Source organism: Collinsella sp. An2 (genome assembly GCF_002160065.1).
Classification (GTDB): domain Bacteria; phylum Actinomycetota; class Coriobacteriia; order Coriobacteriales; family Coriobacteriaceae; genus Limicola.
Genome location: NZ_NFJW01000001.1, coordinates 89,036 through 103,395 on the forward strand (window position 1 = coordinate 89,036; position 14,360 = coordinate 103,395).

Genomic DNA, 14,360 nt, shown 5'->3' on the forward strand with positions numbered 1-14,360 from the left:
TTGGCTGCGAGGGCCCCGCGGGGAGGGCCGGGGCGCATCTGTTTGCGCAGCGCTCGCTATAACGCTCACCGAGCGCATGGCGAATGGCGGCGTCTGGAAAGACGCAGGCGTGTAGGATAGGAGAGCTGGATCGGGGCGCCTCGGCCCCGCCGTCGGGACGATGCCAAGGGGGCTGCGCGTGAAGGTGCCACATCTTATCGAATGGTCGCGGCGACTCAACCTCACCAAGGTGCTGAGGTCGAGTCAGGTGATCATGACGGTGCTGCTGGTGCTGTGCGTGCCCATGTTGCTTGCGCTGCTGCTGTGGGACCTCGTCGCTAACCCTAACCCGGTTCCGGCGGTGATCACCATTGCGGGCCTCGTCCTGCTCTGCTTCTTTTTCTCCTATGTGTTCGTGGTGCCGGACGACCTTACGTCGAGCGCCACCGATCGCACGCTTTCCATCTCGTCCAAGATCTTCGCGCACACGCGCCAAGGCCTCACCCCCGAGGCCACGCTCGGCGCGTGCCGCATCATCCTGCCCGAGACCCTGGCGTCGGCGATCTGCATCACCGACGGCAAGCAGGTGCTTGCAAGCTGGGGCGAGGGCTCGGAGCAGTGCCCTGCCGGGACGTCGGTGGCATTCGAGACCACCGCGCGCGTCATGGCGTCGGGCGCGACGAGCGTGTTCACGCGCGACGGCGATGCGCAGCCTGGCGACCTGTTCCCGCGCCTGCGCGCAGGCGTTGTCGCGCCGCTCAAGGTGCGCGACCGCTGCATGGGAACCCTCGGGCTCTTCTATCCCCGCGCGAGCTCCATCGACATGCGCCAGACGGCGCTTGCCACGGGTTTTGCCGAGCTCATCTCGACGCAGCTGGCGAGCTTCGAGCTCGAGCGGCAAGACGAGCTCACCGCCCGCATCGAGCTGCGGGCCCTGCAGTCCCAGGTCGACCCGCACTTTTTGTTCAACACCATCGGCACTATCGCGTCGCTCGTGCGCACCGACCCCGAGCTGGCGCGTTCGTTGCTCATCGACTTTTCGAACTACTACCGCCAGACGCTTTCGAACTCCGAGGAGCTTGTCACGCTGGCCTCCGAGATCGATCAGGGCATGCGTTACATCAATCTCATGCAGGCGCGGTTTGGCTCCGACCGCCTCTGCGCGGTGACGGATATCGATCCCGATGTCCTGGATTGCCGCGTGCCACCGTTTATCCTGCAGCCGCTGTTGGAGAACTGCATCAAGCATGCCATGCGCGAGACCGGCATGCTCTCCATGTACGTGCGGGCGCGCCGGAGCGAAGGACGCCTCACCGTGGTGGTGGAGGACGACGGCGTGGGCATGGATGAGGCTACGCTGGCGCATCTGTTCGAGGCGCGCGACGCCGCCCTCGAGGGAAACGACGACATTGCGGCCGACGGCTCGACCCCTCGGGGATGTGGACTTGCGCTGGTCAACGTGCTGATGCGCATCAAGTTCTTCTTTGGCGAGGAGTCGGGCATCCATATAGAGTCCGAGCTGGGAAAGGGGACGCGCGCCACCGTGAGCCTGGTCGGCGAGCCGCGCGACCTCGCACAGTCGCCGGTGCACGTACGGGCGTAGGGGTGTGCCTGCGGGCTTTTGCCGGCGGACGTGAGCTTGCGAGACGAGGCATCTGCCCGTCGCTATCGAAAACAATAGGGGAGGAACAGCCATGGAATCGAGTTCCTGGAACGTATTGATTGTGGACGACGAGCCGCCCATCCGGGCTGAGCTGCGCTATCTGCTGGAGCGCGACGGTCGCGTGGGCGAGATCGACGAGGCGGCCAGCGGCGGCGAGGCCATACAGAAGATCCTGTCCTGCCGTCCCGACGTGCTCTTTCTGGATATTCAGATGCCTGGAACGAATGGCCTGCGCATCGCGGAGACGCTTTCGGGGCTCAAGAACCCTCCGCTGCTGGTGTTTGTGACCGCGTTCAACCAGTTTGCGGCCGATGCCTTCGATCTCAATGCGGTCGACTACGTGCTCAAGCCGGTCGAGGAGGCGCGCCTTGCACGCACGCTGGACAAGCTTGCCGTCCAGCTTGATGCCCGGCGTGCGGCCGCCCATAGCGGCGCGCCGCTGCGCCTTTCGGTCGAGCGCGGTGGAAAGCGCCTGTTTATTCCCGTGTCCGATATCTGCTATATCGAGGCTTGCGCCGACTATGCGCATGCGGTCGCGCCGAGCGGGACCTACCTGGTGGGGGAGTCCATCTCGTCGCTCGAGGGACGTCTTGCCGCCGAGGGATTCATGCGTGTGCATCGCAGCTACCTGGTAAACGTCGACGACGTGCACGATGTCGTGGTGACGCGCTCGGGTCTGCTCGAGCTGCGCTTGGAGCGCGTGGACGCCACCGTGCCGGTGTCCCGGCGCCGCACCGCGACGGTCAAGGAGCGCCTAGGCCTGTAGGCGTTCGGTTGGGCCCGGGCGCGTTTGTTGGGGTGTCGTGATGTGGCCGTGGCTGTGGCTGCGGTTGCGGCGGTGACTGCGGCTATGGCTGTGCCTGCGACTGCGATTACGACTTCGGTTGTGGCTGCGACTGCGCCCGCGCTCCTCCCGGCCCGCGCCGCCGCACGTGCGGGGCGGGATGTCACCTGCGCTTCCGTGCGTTTTGCGGCAGGGGAGTTTCGCAGGGTCCGGTTGGGCATAATGGTGGTCGAACAACATCGCCGCGAGCCGTTTCCCCGCGGTACAAGCGAAAGGACCAGCAATGCCCGCACTCATCACGCATCGACTGTTTGGAGAGGAAAGCATCGACCGTCTGCCCGAGGGCATGGTGTCCAGCGAGGACGAGCGCCTTGCATTTCTCATTGCCAACCAGGGACCCGATCCATTCTTCTTCCGTGTTCGCACGCCGCACCTCGCGGATTGTATGGAGCTGGGCCGTCGCATGCATCGCTGCCGCATGTCGCGGCAGTTTGCCGCGCTGCGCGACGGGACGACGCGCCTGAACCGTCATGACGCCGGCGTGGGGCGCGCGTTTGTGCTGGGCCTGCTCTCTCACTATGTGCTCGACCGTACGGCTCATCCGTTCGTCTATGCCCAGCAATGGGGTATCCAGCAGGCGGACCCCACCCTTGCCGATGCGGGTTCCCAGGTCCATGCGATCATCGAGTCCGACTTGGATGTACTCATGCTGCAGCGCAAGCAGCAGGGTGCTACCGTCGCCTCGTTTCCGCCGGAGTCGGTGCTTACCACAAACGAGCGCGTCAACAAGGTCGCCGGAGCTCTAACAAGCTATGTCGCCTATGGCGTCTACGGGCTCGAAGTGGGTGCGAACGAATACGGCGGAGCCGTTGCCGACATGAAGCTCGTCTATCGACTTATCGAGCCGGCGGGCTCCCCTCTGTCGTCTGCGATTGCGCTGGCAGAGGGCGCGGTCCGCGACTACTCTCTGCTGGGTTCGCTCGCCCATCGCGTGACGTCGACGCCTCCAGCCGGTGCGGGCAATCTGGAGCATCGGGAGTGGAAGAGCCCCTTTACGGGCGAGACGTCGTGCGAGAGTTTCCCCGAGGTGTTTGAGCGCGCGCTCGACGACTATGCTCGAGTTGCGATGCGCTTTGTGGAAGAGGGCAACATGGAGCAGGTCACGGGACACGTGAACTACTCTGGCCGTCCTCTTGATGCGGACGAGGAATTCGACCGAGAAGAATAGCTATACGATGAGGGCGGCGGTGCGGGTTGTGTTCATCTGCCGCGCCGTCGCTTCGTCCGCCGCCTCGTCGTACGGTCGCCGCACCGTTTCGCGCACCCGGCGACTGCCTCGCCCTGTTCCTCTCGTTGCGCGGTCGTCGCGCCGTTTCGTCCGCTCGCCCCGCCGCTCCCCGCTTGCGCCTCACCCCGCCTCCTCCGCTCGCGCCGTCCCATGCGGCCGTTTTTAGTCCAGCAACTACTTTTGACGTTTTTTGGGCCGAATTTCGGACCTTAATCTAGTCAATTCCAGTTCCTAGACTAAGTTCGCCGGACCCGGGACGCCCCCGGTTCCTGGACTACGTTCACCGGATCCGGGACACCCCAATTCCTAGACCAAGTTCACCGGATCCGGGACACCTCCAGCCCCTGGACCATTTCCCGCCTCGGCGAGCCATTACAGAAACTTGACTCATCCCTTCGCTGCGCTGCCGTACCATAGTGCGGATATGCTCTTGAACGTCATCCTGCGCTCGCTCGATTGCGGGCGATGGCGCGGGAAGAGGGGGATGCGTCATGAAATACACCAAGCTCGAGCGAAACTGGGTCATGTACGACGTCGGAAACTCCGCGCTCGTGCTGCTCAACACCTCGGTCGTGCCCATCTACTTCGATGCCATCAACACGGCTGCCAACTCGGCCGAGCTCGTTACGGCATGGGCCAACGCCCAGACGATTGCCTCGCTGGTGGTGGCGCTGCTCATGCCGATCTTGGGTTCGCTCGCAGACTTTGCGGGCAACAAGATCAAGTTCTTCCTGGGATTTTTCCTCACGGGTCTCGTGCTCTGCCTGGCCCAGGCCATCCCCATGGGGGCCATGCCGTTTCTGGTGGTCTACGTGCTCTGCACGATCGGCCTCAACTCGTCTATGACCTTCTACGACGCCATGCTGCCCGATGTCACCACCGACGAGCGCATGGACAGCGTGAGCTCGTCGGGATACGCCTGGGGATACGTCGGCTCCTGCGTACCGTTCATCGTATGCATCGCCCTGATCATGCTCGGCCCCTCGATGCTGGGGCTGGACATGATGTTTGCCACCCGCATGTCGTTTGTTATCACCGGCGTGTGGTGGCTGCTCTTCACCATTCCTCTGCTGCGCACCTACAAGCAGCGCTACGCCAAGGAGCTCGCGCCCGGCGAGACTGTGGGCAGCGTCGTTGCCGACACCTTCCGCGGGCTGGTGAAGACCATGCGCAGCATCGCGCACAACAAGGCGCTCCTCGTGTTCATGGTCGCGTTCTTCTTTTACATCGACGGCGTGCACACGGTCATCTCCATGGCCACCACCTATGGCACCTCGCTCGGCATCGATTCCACCCAGCTCATCCTGGCGCTGCTCGTGACCCAGTTCGTGGCCTTCCCGTCCGCCATCGCCTACGGCAGGCTGGCGGGCAAATACGGTACGCTTCGCATGATTATCGTTGCCGTGGCCGCCTACGTGGCGATCGTGCTCTTTGCTGCCTTCTTCCTGAAGGAAGCCTTCGAGTTCTGGATCCTCGCCATTTTGGTGGGCATGTTCCAGGGCGGTATCCAGGCGTTGTCGCGCAGCTACTTCGGCAAGCTCATCCCTAAGGAACACGCCAACGAGTACTACGGCTTCTTCGATATCTTCGGTCGCTACGCCTCGGTTATGGGAACTCTGCTAGTATCTGTCGTGACATCGCTCACGGGCGACCCTTCTTTAGGAGTGCTTTCCATCGGGGTCCTGCTGGTCGTGGGCTTTGTCATGCTGGTAAGGCTTACCCGTATGAAGGGCATCGCCTAGAACCTGGTCGCGGCGCGGGGAGCACGCGTGCGGCGAGGTGCCCGAAACGCTTGGCGGCCGCGCGGTTCCAGGAAACGCGCCGTCTTGTCAACGGTCGGGCCGGTCGATGCGCTGCACGGCAAGGTCGAGGGCGTTCACCGCGCCCCACCTTCGGGGGAGGGCCTTACGGCATCAGTAAAGCCCTCCAACTATAGAAGGTGATCGACAGATGAAATCGAATGGCATCGCCCGCATGGGCGCCATTGCGGCTCTATACGCCGGATGCACGCTCGTGACCATGCTCTTTTTGGGCAACCTCGCCTGGGGGCCGGTGCAGTTCCGCGTCTCCGAGGCCCTGTGTGCGCTGGCGCTCTTCACGCCGGCCGCCGTGCCCGGCCTCACGCTGGGCTGCGCCATCGCCAACGTGGCGAACATCGCGCTTTCGGGCACGGGCATGCTGGGCCTGCTCGACGTGGTCTTCGGATCGCTCGCCACGTTCGCAGGTGCCCTCTTCACGTGGAAGATGCGCCGCCATCCCTTGGTCGCGCTCGCCGGCCCGGTGGTTGCCAACGCCGTTATCGTGCCTGCCTATCTTCCCATCCTGCTTCAGGCAACCGGCTTCTACACCATTCCCTTCACCTCCATCTCGCTCGACGGCGCCTGGCCGCTCATGTATCTCTTCGGTCTGGTGAGCACGGGCTTGGGTGAAGCGGTTATTATGTATGTGCTGGGGTATCCCCTTGCACGCTCCCTTGCGCGCGCCCCGTACTTCAAGGAGCTCTCGCCCTTTGGCGTAAAGACGCAGCAGGCCGATCGTTAGGCTGCAGGTGGACATCCCGACATGACAGAACTGTTGTGGCCGGGTACGACCCGGAGACGGGAAGTGTTTGTCCATGAACGCCGCGATCGTGATTCCAACCTACTGGGCGGGTGAGCGCACCGGCGCCTATGCTCCCGGCGCATACGACCACTCGACAGAGCTGCATAGCCCCTCGCCCGAACTCGACCGCTGCCTGACCTCGCTCGAGCAGGTCCGCGACGTTGCCCCCATCGTGCTCTTGGTGGTGTGTCCCGTCTCGGCCACGGTCGAGGTTTCCCGTCGCGTGCATCACATTGTGGAGGCCCATCCCAAGCTTTCGGTGACGGTGGTCACCAACCTCGAGGCGACACAGATCGTAGACCGCGTGGGGCGCATCGCCCCGGGCGGCAGCGGCGAGTGCGTGTCACTGCGCGGTTACGGCGCCATCCGCAACATGGGCCTTGCGGTGGCGGCGATCATGGGCCGCGACGTCGTCATATTCCTGGATGACGACGAAGTGGTCCTGGGCCCGGACTTCATGTCAAAGGCGCTCTACGCCCTTGGCCAGGAGACGCGCACCAGGTTGCCCATCCTGGCCAAGAGCGGTTACTTCTTCGATAGCACCGGCTCGCCTCTGGCGGACACCTCCAAGGCGGGCATTTGCCATAAGTGGTGGACGAAGCGCCTTGAGTTCAATCGCTGGATGAAACGCGCGCTTTCGGGAACGCGCATCTCGCGGTCCAACTACGTGTGTGGCGGCCTGCTGGCCCTGCACGCGCGCGCCTATATGCGCATCCCCTTCGATCCGTTCATCACCCGCGGCGAAGACCTGGACTACCTCTTCAACATGCGCCTCTTTGGCCTGGACGTTTGGTTTGACAACGAGTGGGTGGTAAAGCATCTGCCGCCTGCCTCGGAGCAGCGTTCGCCAAGGTTTATGCAAGACGTGTATCGCTGGTACTATGAGCGAGTGAAACTTGCCTCGGCAAACAGACGCAACGACCTCAACTCGGTGACCGCGGCCTCGCTCATGCCCTATCCGGGCCCCTGGATCTCAAACCAGCTCGACGAGCGCGTGCGCAAGACCGCTCTCGTACGTGCCCTGTTCACGCGCGAGCATCGGGGCTACTGGAAGATCTGGCGACGGGGACGCTCGGATGCCCTGCGCTATGCGCACGACAACGAGACCAACTACCTTAAGTTCCAGAGCTTCTGGCCCAGTATCATGGACGGCCTGTGGCGTGACGCCGAGCTCGCGACCATGTTGAAAGGACGTCGATGATCAACCGCCCTGAAGGGTTCAGGACCGACAATCTCATGCTGGTAAGGGTGCTGGTGGGCGTGTGCCTGCTGGTGGTCGCCGTGGGCATCCTGCAGATCATATCCTCGGATTTCGGGCCGCAGTACACGGTGCTGGCGTGCATCCTGCTCTGCCTGCTCTTCTGCCTGTTTATATACCTGTGTCTCAACCCGGATACCCTGCGGTCCCGCTATACCGAAGAGACGCTCTACATCGCCTCGAACATGCTGGAGGACCTCAAGGACGGTTTGACGCGCGAAAGCGCCGAGAAGATCTGCTGCCGGCTGCTGCCGCAGACGCGCGCGAGCAGCATTGCGATCACCGACACCTCGGTGGTGCTTGCCTGCGTGGGTGATATGGCCGACGACTTTCCTCCGGGGTCTCCCATCCACACGCCGGCGACGCGCTATGTGTTGAAGCACGGCATCATGCAGTCGTTCACCCAGGCCATAGACGTGAACAGCGAGCTGGGACGCCCTCGTCAGATTCCTGCGGGCATCGTGGCGCCGCTCAAGGTGAGCGAGCGCACCGTGGGCGCGCTCAAGTTCTACTTCGCGAGTCCGCGCGCCGTGAACCGCACGCAGTACGCGCTCGTCGCGGGGTTTTCGGAGTTGCTGTCCACACAGCTTGCCATCCATGCGCTCGAGCAGCAGGAAGAGCTGACCGCCCGCGCCGAGGTCCGCGCGCTGCAGGCGCAGATCAACCCGCACTTCCTGTTCAACACGCTCAACACCATCGCCTCGTTTACGCGCACCGATCCTGCCCGCGCGCGCGAGCTGCTGCGCGAGTTCGCCTCGTTTTACCGCTCCACGCTCGACAATTCGGGGTCGCTCATCCCCGTTACGCGCGAGGTGGCGCAGACCAAGCGGTACCTGGTGTTCGAGCAGGCACGATTCGGCGAAGACCGCATCCAGGCGACCTTCGACGTCGAGCCCGACGTGGAGGACACGCCCGTGCCTGCGTTCATCATCCAGCCGCTGGTCGAGAACGCGGTGCGCCACGCCATGCGCGACGAGGCGCCCCTGCACATCCAGGTGTCGGTCCGGGCAGGGGAGGACGACGCACTCGACATCGAGGTTGCCGACGACGGCGTGGGCATGGACGAGCAGACGGCCTCGCGGCTGTTCTGCGACTCATCGTTGCCGCCCGACACGAGCCTGCCTCAGGGCGGCGGCGCAGGTGTGGCGACGCACAACATCAGCGAGCGCATCAAGCGCTTCTATGGGCCAAGGTCGTTTGCCAAAGTTTCGTCCGAACCCGATGTGGGTACGACGATTACGTTACATCTCGACTTAGTGGAGAGTATCTTCACGGAGGGGTAAAATAGAAGTTCCTGCGCAAGGGCAGCGTGCTTCCGCCGCGCTCCGTGGGGCTTCAAACTCCGAGGAAAGGGTTTTATCGGATATGCTACGTGCGATGATCGTCGATGATGAGGCGCCTGCCCGCTCTGAGCTGCGCTTCCTGCTTGAGCAGACGGGCAAGATGAGCTCCATCACCGAGGCTTCGAGCGTCCGCGCGGCTATTGAGACGCTGATGGAAAACCGCGTTGACGTGGTCTTTCTGGACATCTCTATGCCGGGAGCCTCGGGCCTGCAGCTTGCGGAGGCGCTGCACAAGCTTAAGAATCCGCCTGCGATTGTGTTTGTGACCGCCTACAGCGACCATGCCGTCGAGGCATTCGAGGTCGACGCGGTGGACTATCTGCTCAAGCCCGTCGAGGAGGAGCGTCTGGACCAGGCACTCAACAAGGTGCTGGCGCGCGTGAAGCCCGCGACGGAGAACAAGGTGACCATCGAGCGCATCCCGGTGGAAAAGGGCGGCCGCAAGGTGCTCATCCCCGTCGACCAGATTCGCTACATCATGGCGAAGGACGACTACTCCTGCATCTTTACCGACGACGATCGGTTCCTGTCTACGACCTCGCTTGCGCAGTTTGAGTCGAAGCTGTGCGATTTCGGGTTCTTCCGGGTGCATCGTCGCTATATTGTGAACCTGGCCTGCGTGGAGGACGTGGAAACCGTTCCTTCGGGTGCCATCCAGCTGGGCGTGACCGGCGTGGATGAGCGCATCCCCGTGTCGCGTCGCCGCGTGGTGCCGCTCAAGAAGGCGTTGAGTTTATAGGAAGTCGATAGAAAGGCCGTCTGTGGATACTCCCCGCACGAAACGCATTGACATCATCTCTGACACGCATGGTCACTTGACCGAGGCGCTGCTGAAGCAGCTAGAGGGTGCCGATCTTATCGTTCATGCGGGCGACATTACCTCTGAGGCGGATTGGGCGCATCTGTGCGCCCTGGGTCCGGCTGTCAAGGCGGTGCTGGGCAACAACGATTTCTACTATGAATACGGCCCCGAAGTCGAGCGTTTGAATGTGTTCGACTACGAGGGCCTTTCGTTTGCGGTGTCCCACTATCGCGAGGACCTGCCGGTCGGCATGGTGGATGTCGCTGTGTGCGGACATACGCATCGCCCGCGCATTGACGACTTGGGCAAGTGTTTGGTTATCAACCCGGGTTCTCCCTCCATGCCGCGCAGTATGCGCGGGCCCACCATGGCGCGGATGCTGGTACGCGAAGGTAAGGTCATCTCGGCCGAGATCATCGACGTATAGCACGCCTGCGATTGGAACGCAGCGGCATAGCTTTTCGCATAGGAAGTGCGGCGGGCGACCTCTCCGAGGCGCCCGCCGCTTGGTATATCTGGCGTCGTAGGGTGTTGGAATACAACGTTTTCGCAGGTCACAGGCATATATCTTCGGTGTGTCTCGGCGGGCGAAAAGCGCGTCAAAATTTTTCTGAAAAAGTGCTTGCGTTGTTTGGAAGGCTCTGCGTATAATACTTCTCGCAGCATTTGCTGAGGGGAGTTAGCTCAGTTTGGTTAGAGCGCCGGCCTGTCACGTCGGAGGTCGCGGGTTCGAGCCCCGTACTTCCCGCCACTGCACTGAAACAGCCCGTTCGGATTTCCGAGCGGGCTGTTTTGCCATGTATGGCTTTCGCTCAGTTTCGCATGGACTCTTTTCCTATAAGCCGGCCTTCGTTCTGGATGGGCCGCGCCTTGTCCTGTGTGCGCGAGCGGGCCCGAGGGTGGCCCTCGACGCCAGTAACAGTGGGTTACTCGGAGCCCGTCAGAAACTCGTTTCGGTTTTATGCAGTTGTTTTCGGAATTCCCGAGTAGACCTCCCTTTCAGGCCCCTGAATCCTGCGGGTTTGTCGGCGAGATCGGCCGTCTACTCGAGGATTCCCGAACTAACTGCATAAAAACGAAACGAGTTTCTCTCGACGGCGGCGGTGGGAGGGTTAGCGTGCGGGCGGACACGCCTTTTGCCTACAGCCCCGGCACTGCACCGTAGCCTTGCCATCTGGTTGAATCTAAGATGCGCGAACCCGTGCGCCGTTAAGCCGTCTGCTCACGTTGTCGGTATGCCCAGCGCGGCGCCTTGGTATGCGAGATGACCGTTTTGGCCACATGCGGGTGCAGGTGCTTGTCAGAGGCATGCCTACGCGGTCAACAGGCCATATCAACGCGGCCTACGAGTCACACCAACGATGGCGGGCGCCCGCGCGTCGGTGGGTTTTTTGAGATTCGGAGGAAATGGCTCAACGTGGGAGGGGCGTTTGGGCAACGGTATTCATGCTGGGAGCAGGGGAGAGCCGGGGTTGCACTCGCGGCGCGCCGCTCGGCGCGCGGATAGGCCCTTCATACCATGATGGTATAGTATGTCGCTGGTAATAAGACCGTTGGCACATGCTGCCGCATCGCCCCGTTGTCGTCTGACGGGCGTGCCGCCCGACAACGCTAGGGGGATGGATGGATATCTCAAGAAAGACCGACTATGCACTGCGTATTCTGTCGATCTTGGTCGAGCAGCAGGACGGGCTGCTTTCCGTGCGGACTGCAGCAGAGCAGGTGGATGTGCCGTATTCGTTTGCCCGGTCCATTCAGCATGGCCTTGTGCAGGCGGGCATCATCGAGAGCCTGCGCGGCGTTCATGGCGGCATGCGCTTGAAGGCTGATCCCGCCGACATCACGATTCGCCAGATCGTTGAAGCGGTGCAGGGTCCGCTCGTGGTGAACGATTGCACCGCGCCGGGTGGCACTTGTGCTCGCATGACCGACTGCTGCTACCACTCCATCTGGAGCGGGGCGCAGGCCCTGCTGTGCAGCTATCTCGATTCCGTCACGCTTGACGATGTGGTCAACCATAAACAGCAGCCCGCCGTCGACCCCATGTTTGCCGACCGCTCCGCCTTTCCTCGCTATGCCGATTGCGCCTGTTCGGATGTGTCGGTAGCTTCGTGAGCGGCGAGGTTCCCGGATCGCTTGGTCCGTTGGCATCGCTCGATGCCTTTCGCACGCTGATTCGTACGGAGGGAGCGCGGCTGTATCGCGACCTTCCTTGGCGCCGGACGCGCGACCCCTATATAGTATGGCTTTCGGAAGTCATGCTGCAGCAGACCCAGGTTCCGCGTGTGGAGACTCGCATGCCGGCATGGCTCGACCGCTTTCCTTCGGTGCAGGCGCTTGCAGAAGCGCCGTCCTCGGAGGTGCTGGCAGCCTGGCAGGGAATGGGATACAACCGTCGGGCACTTGCGCTGCATCGGGCGGCACAGACAGTCGTCGCGGACTATGACGGGGTGTTTCCCCGCGAGACAAAACAGCTCGTTGCGCTTCCGGGCATTGGACCTGCTACGGCTCAGGGCATCCGCTCGTTTGCGTTCGACCTTCCCGGTGTCTATCTGGAGACGAACGTGAGGACTGTTTTCCTGCATCACCTCTTTCCCGACGTACCGGCTGTTCCCGACCGCGAACTCGTTCCGCTCATTCATGCGGCGTGTCCCGATGCGCCGTCGTCCACGCAGGGCGACCGTTCGCAGGCGGCTGCAGGACAAGCTTGCAGTGCGCAGGCAGATCAGGGTGTCGAGTCGGGTTTCGCCATCCCTCAGGATGCCGAGGATACGCCGCGGGCGTGGTACTATGCCTTGCTCGATTATGGTGCGTATCTTAAAAAGACGGTTCCTAACCCGTCACGTCGCTCTGCCGGATACACACGTCAGTCGCGCTTTGAGGGGTCGCGTCGACAGAAGCGCGCGCATATCGTGCGTATGCTGCTTGACGCGCGAACCGAATCTCCCCAAGGGTTGGACCTGGAGTCAATCGCCCGGGGTGTCGATGCTCTTGAGCGCGCGGCAGGCCGCGAGCCGGTCGATCGGGCGCTTGTGGCGTCGATTCTCTCCGACCTGGCGCGTGAGGGGTTTTGCGTCGAGCAAAGTGGCGCATGGCTAATTAAGGAAAGTTGACGGTGTCCTAATAAGGAATGAAATGCCCGGTGGTTTGGGTATAAAGTGAGCACGTGCGGCAGAATTTTTGTCTGCCGGGCGTCATTCGCACTATGCCCACCTGGGGCAGAAGGGAAGGGATACCCATGGATTTTGAGAACTCCCAAACCAAGAAGAACCTCGAGACCGCTTTTGCCGGCGAGTCTCAGGCCCACACCAAGTATCGCTACTATGCGTCCAAGGCCAAGAAGGACGGTTACGTTCAGATCCAGAACATCTTTATGGAGACCGCTCTGAATGAGTCCGAGCATGCCAAGCTTTGGTTCAAGTATCTGCACGGCGGCGAGATCCCGGGTACGCTCGACAACCTGAAGGACGCCGCTGCGGGCGAGAACTATGAGTGGACCACCATGTATGCCGAGTTCGCCCAGACCGCCGAGGAGGAGGGCTTCAAGGAGATCGCCGCCAAGTTCCGCGGCGTGGGCGCTGTCGAGAAGGCGCACGAGGAGCGCTACCTCAAGCTCGCCGAGCGCGTCGAGAAGGGCGAGGTCTTCAACCGCGAGGGCGTCAAGGTGTGGAAGTGCCTGAACTGCGGCCACCTGCACGTCGGCCCCACCGCTCCGCAGCTGTGCCCCGTCTGCGCTCATCCGCAGAGCTACTTCGAGGAGCAGGTCGTTAACTACTAACACCGGTTTGGCGTAAGCCACTTCGAAGCCTTACGACTATCGCGAAGGTTCGGCCCCGGCATCCCTTGCGGCACATCGTGGCTGTGCTGGGATGCCGGGGCGTTGTTATGTTGCGTGGGTGTGCAGGGGGTACCGGGCCAAAGCAAAGACCTCGGGCTTGGTCCCGCGCGTCGTCCGGAACCTTGACAGCCACTGTGAATCCATCAATACTGAAACCAATCTTCATCCATGCAAGCCTCGGAACATGAGGTGATGGATGGACCTGTTTATTGAATCCCCAGAACAGATACATGAACGCATGGAGCGGGCACGAGCTGTCAGCCAGCGGCGTGGCACAGTCCAACGTGGCGCAGACCATGGCGGCGCACAGGCCGCACAGGCTACGCAGGCCGATGGCTGCTCGTCGTTCGAGGTGCCTGAGTCGTGGCGGGGACCGCTATGGGGTAGCGAGGGACAGGCGCGGGACAGCTGCGGCGCGGCCTCTACGGGCGTGCTGCGAGGGTGCGAGGATGCCGCCGCCAAGGCGCGACGCGACGGCGCCTATTCGCTTGAGCAGGATACCTATCGCGCCGAGCTGGCGTTTGATCGCAAGCGCAGCCGCCGGCGAAAGGTGCTGTCGGCTGCGCGCGTGCTCGCGCTCGTTGTGTTGGTCCCGGCAATTCTCGTCGTGGTATTTGTCGCGTCGTATATTCTGACCTGCATATTGAACGGGGCCACGCCCGACGACGTGGTCGAGCTGCTGCAGGGCCTCTGGATGCGCGTAGAGGGGTTTGCGCACGATGTGCTGAGCGGGCTCTGAGCAGGGGCGGGCAGATATAATGTCGCGCAGGCAGCAAAGCGCGGGCGCATGCTCGCGAAGACGAG

Annotated in this window: 13 protein-coding genes and 1 tRNA gene; all 14 read left to right on the top strand. The window is 62.5% G+C overall.

Features of this window, described 5'->3' with window-relative positions; translation table 11 throughout:
* Positions 1-178 precede the first annotated feature (178 nt).
* Positions 179-1,582 carry a histidine kinase gene (locus B5F33_RS00405; protein ID WP_239284626.1) on the top strand — a complete coding sequence of 468 codons (1,404 nt, stop codon included), beginning with the start codon at positions 179-181 and terminating at the stop codon, positions 1,580-1,582.
* Positions 1,583-1,673: 91 nt separating this feature from the next.
* Positions 1,674-2,408, top strand: a complete 735-nt coding sequence (locus B5F33_RS00410; protein ID WP_087409825.1) for a response regulator — start codon at positions 1,674-1,676, stop codon at positions 2,406-2,408.
* Positions 2,409-2,709: 301 nt separating this feature from the next.
* Positions 2,710-3,654 carry a zinc dependent phospholipase C family protein gene (locus B5F33_RS00415; protein WP_087409826.1) on the top strand — a complete coding sequence of 315 codons (945 nt, stop codon included), beginning with the start codon at positions 2,710-2,712 and terminating at the stop codon, positions 3,652-3,654.
* A gap of 551 nt (positions 3,655-4,205) precedes the next feature.
* Complete coding sequence (locus tag B5F33_RS00420) at positions 4,206-5,456, top strand: MFS transporter (protein WP_087409827.1); 1,251 nt, start codon at positions 4,206-4,208, stop codon at positions 5,454-5,456.
* A gap of 208 nt (positions 5,457-5,664) precedes the next feature.
* Positions 5,665-6,255: a QueT transporter family protein gene (locus tag B5F33_RS00425; protein ID WP_087409828.1), complete on the top strand. Its 591-nt coding sequence runs from the start codon at positions 5,665-5,667 to the stop codon at positions 6,253-6,255.
* Between the two features lie 73 nt (positions 6,256-6,328).
* Positions 6,329-7,516, top strand: coding sequence for a glycosyltransferase (locus B5F33_RS00430; RefSeq protein WP_087409829.1), 1,188 nt, complete (start codon positions 6,329-6,331; stop codon positions 7,514-7,516).
* Complete coding sequence (locus tag B5F33_RS00435; protein ID WP_087409830.1) at positions 7,513-8,856, top strand: histidine kinase; 1,344 nt, start codon at positions 7,513-7,515, stop codon at positions 8,854-8,856. Before B5F33_RS00430 ends, B5F33_RS00435 begins: the two co-directional genes overlap by 4 nt.
* 82 nt (positions 8,857-8,938) lie before the next feature.
* Positions 8,939-9,655, top strand: coding sequence for a LytTR family DNA-binding domain-containing protein (locus B5F33_RS00440; RefSeq protein ID WP_087409831.1), 717 nt, complete (start codon positions 8,939-8,941; stop codon positions 9,653-9,655).
* Positions 9,656-9,677: 22 nt separating this feature from the next.
* The gene (locus B5F33_RS00445; protein ID WP_087409832.1) at positions 9,678-10,145 is read left to right on the top strand and encodes a YfcE family phosphodiesterase; all 468 of its coding nucleotides are present in this window, start codon (positions 9,678-9,680) and stop codon (positions 10,143-10,145) included.
* A gap of 246 nt (positions 10,146-10,391) precedes the next feature.
* Positions 10,392-10,469 (top strand) — tRNA-Asp (locus B5F33_RS00450).
* Positions 10,470-11,341: 872 nt separating this feature from the next.
* A complete protein-coding gene (locus tag B5F33_RS00455; RefSeq protein WP_087409833.1) occupies positions 11,342-11,833 on the top strand; it encodes an Rrf2 family transcriptional regulator in 492 nt (163 codons plus the stop codon).
* A complete protein-coding gene (locus B5F33_RS00460) occupies positions 11,830-12,831 on the top strand; it encodes an adenine glycosylase (RefSeq protein WP_239284629.1) in 1,002 nt (333 codons plus the stop codon). The genes B5F33_RS00455 and B5F33_RS00460 overlap by 4 nt, the downstream gene beginning before the upstream one ends.
* 125 nt (positions 12,832-12,956) lie before the next feature.
* Positions 12,957-13,496 carry a rubrerythrin gene (rbr, locus tag B5F33_RS00465; protein WP_087409834.1) on the top strand — a complete coding sequence of 180 codons (540 nt, stop codon included), beginning with the start codon at positions 12,957-12,959 and terminating at the stop codon, positions 13,494-13,496.
* A 256-nt stretch (positions 13,497-13,752) separates the two neighbouring features.
* Complete coding sequence (locus tag B5F33_RS00470) at positions 13,753-14,295, top strand: hypothetical protein (RefSeq protein WP_087409835.1); 543 nt, start codon at positions 13,753-13,755, stop codon at positions 14,293-14,295.
* Positions 14,296-14,360 lie beyond the last annotated feature (65 nt).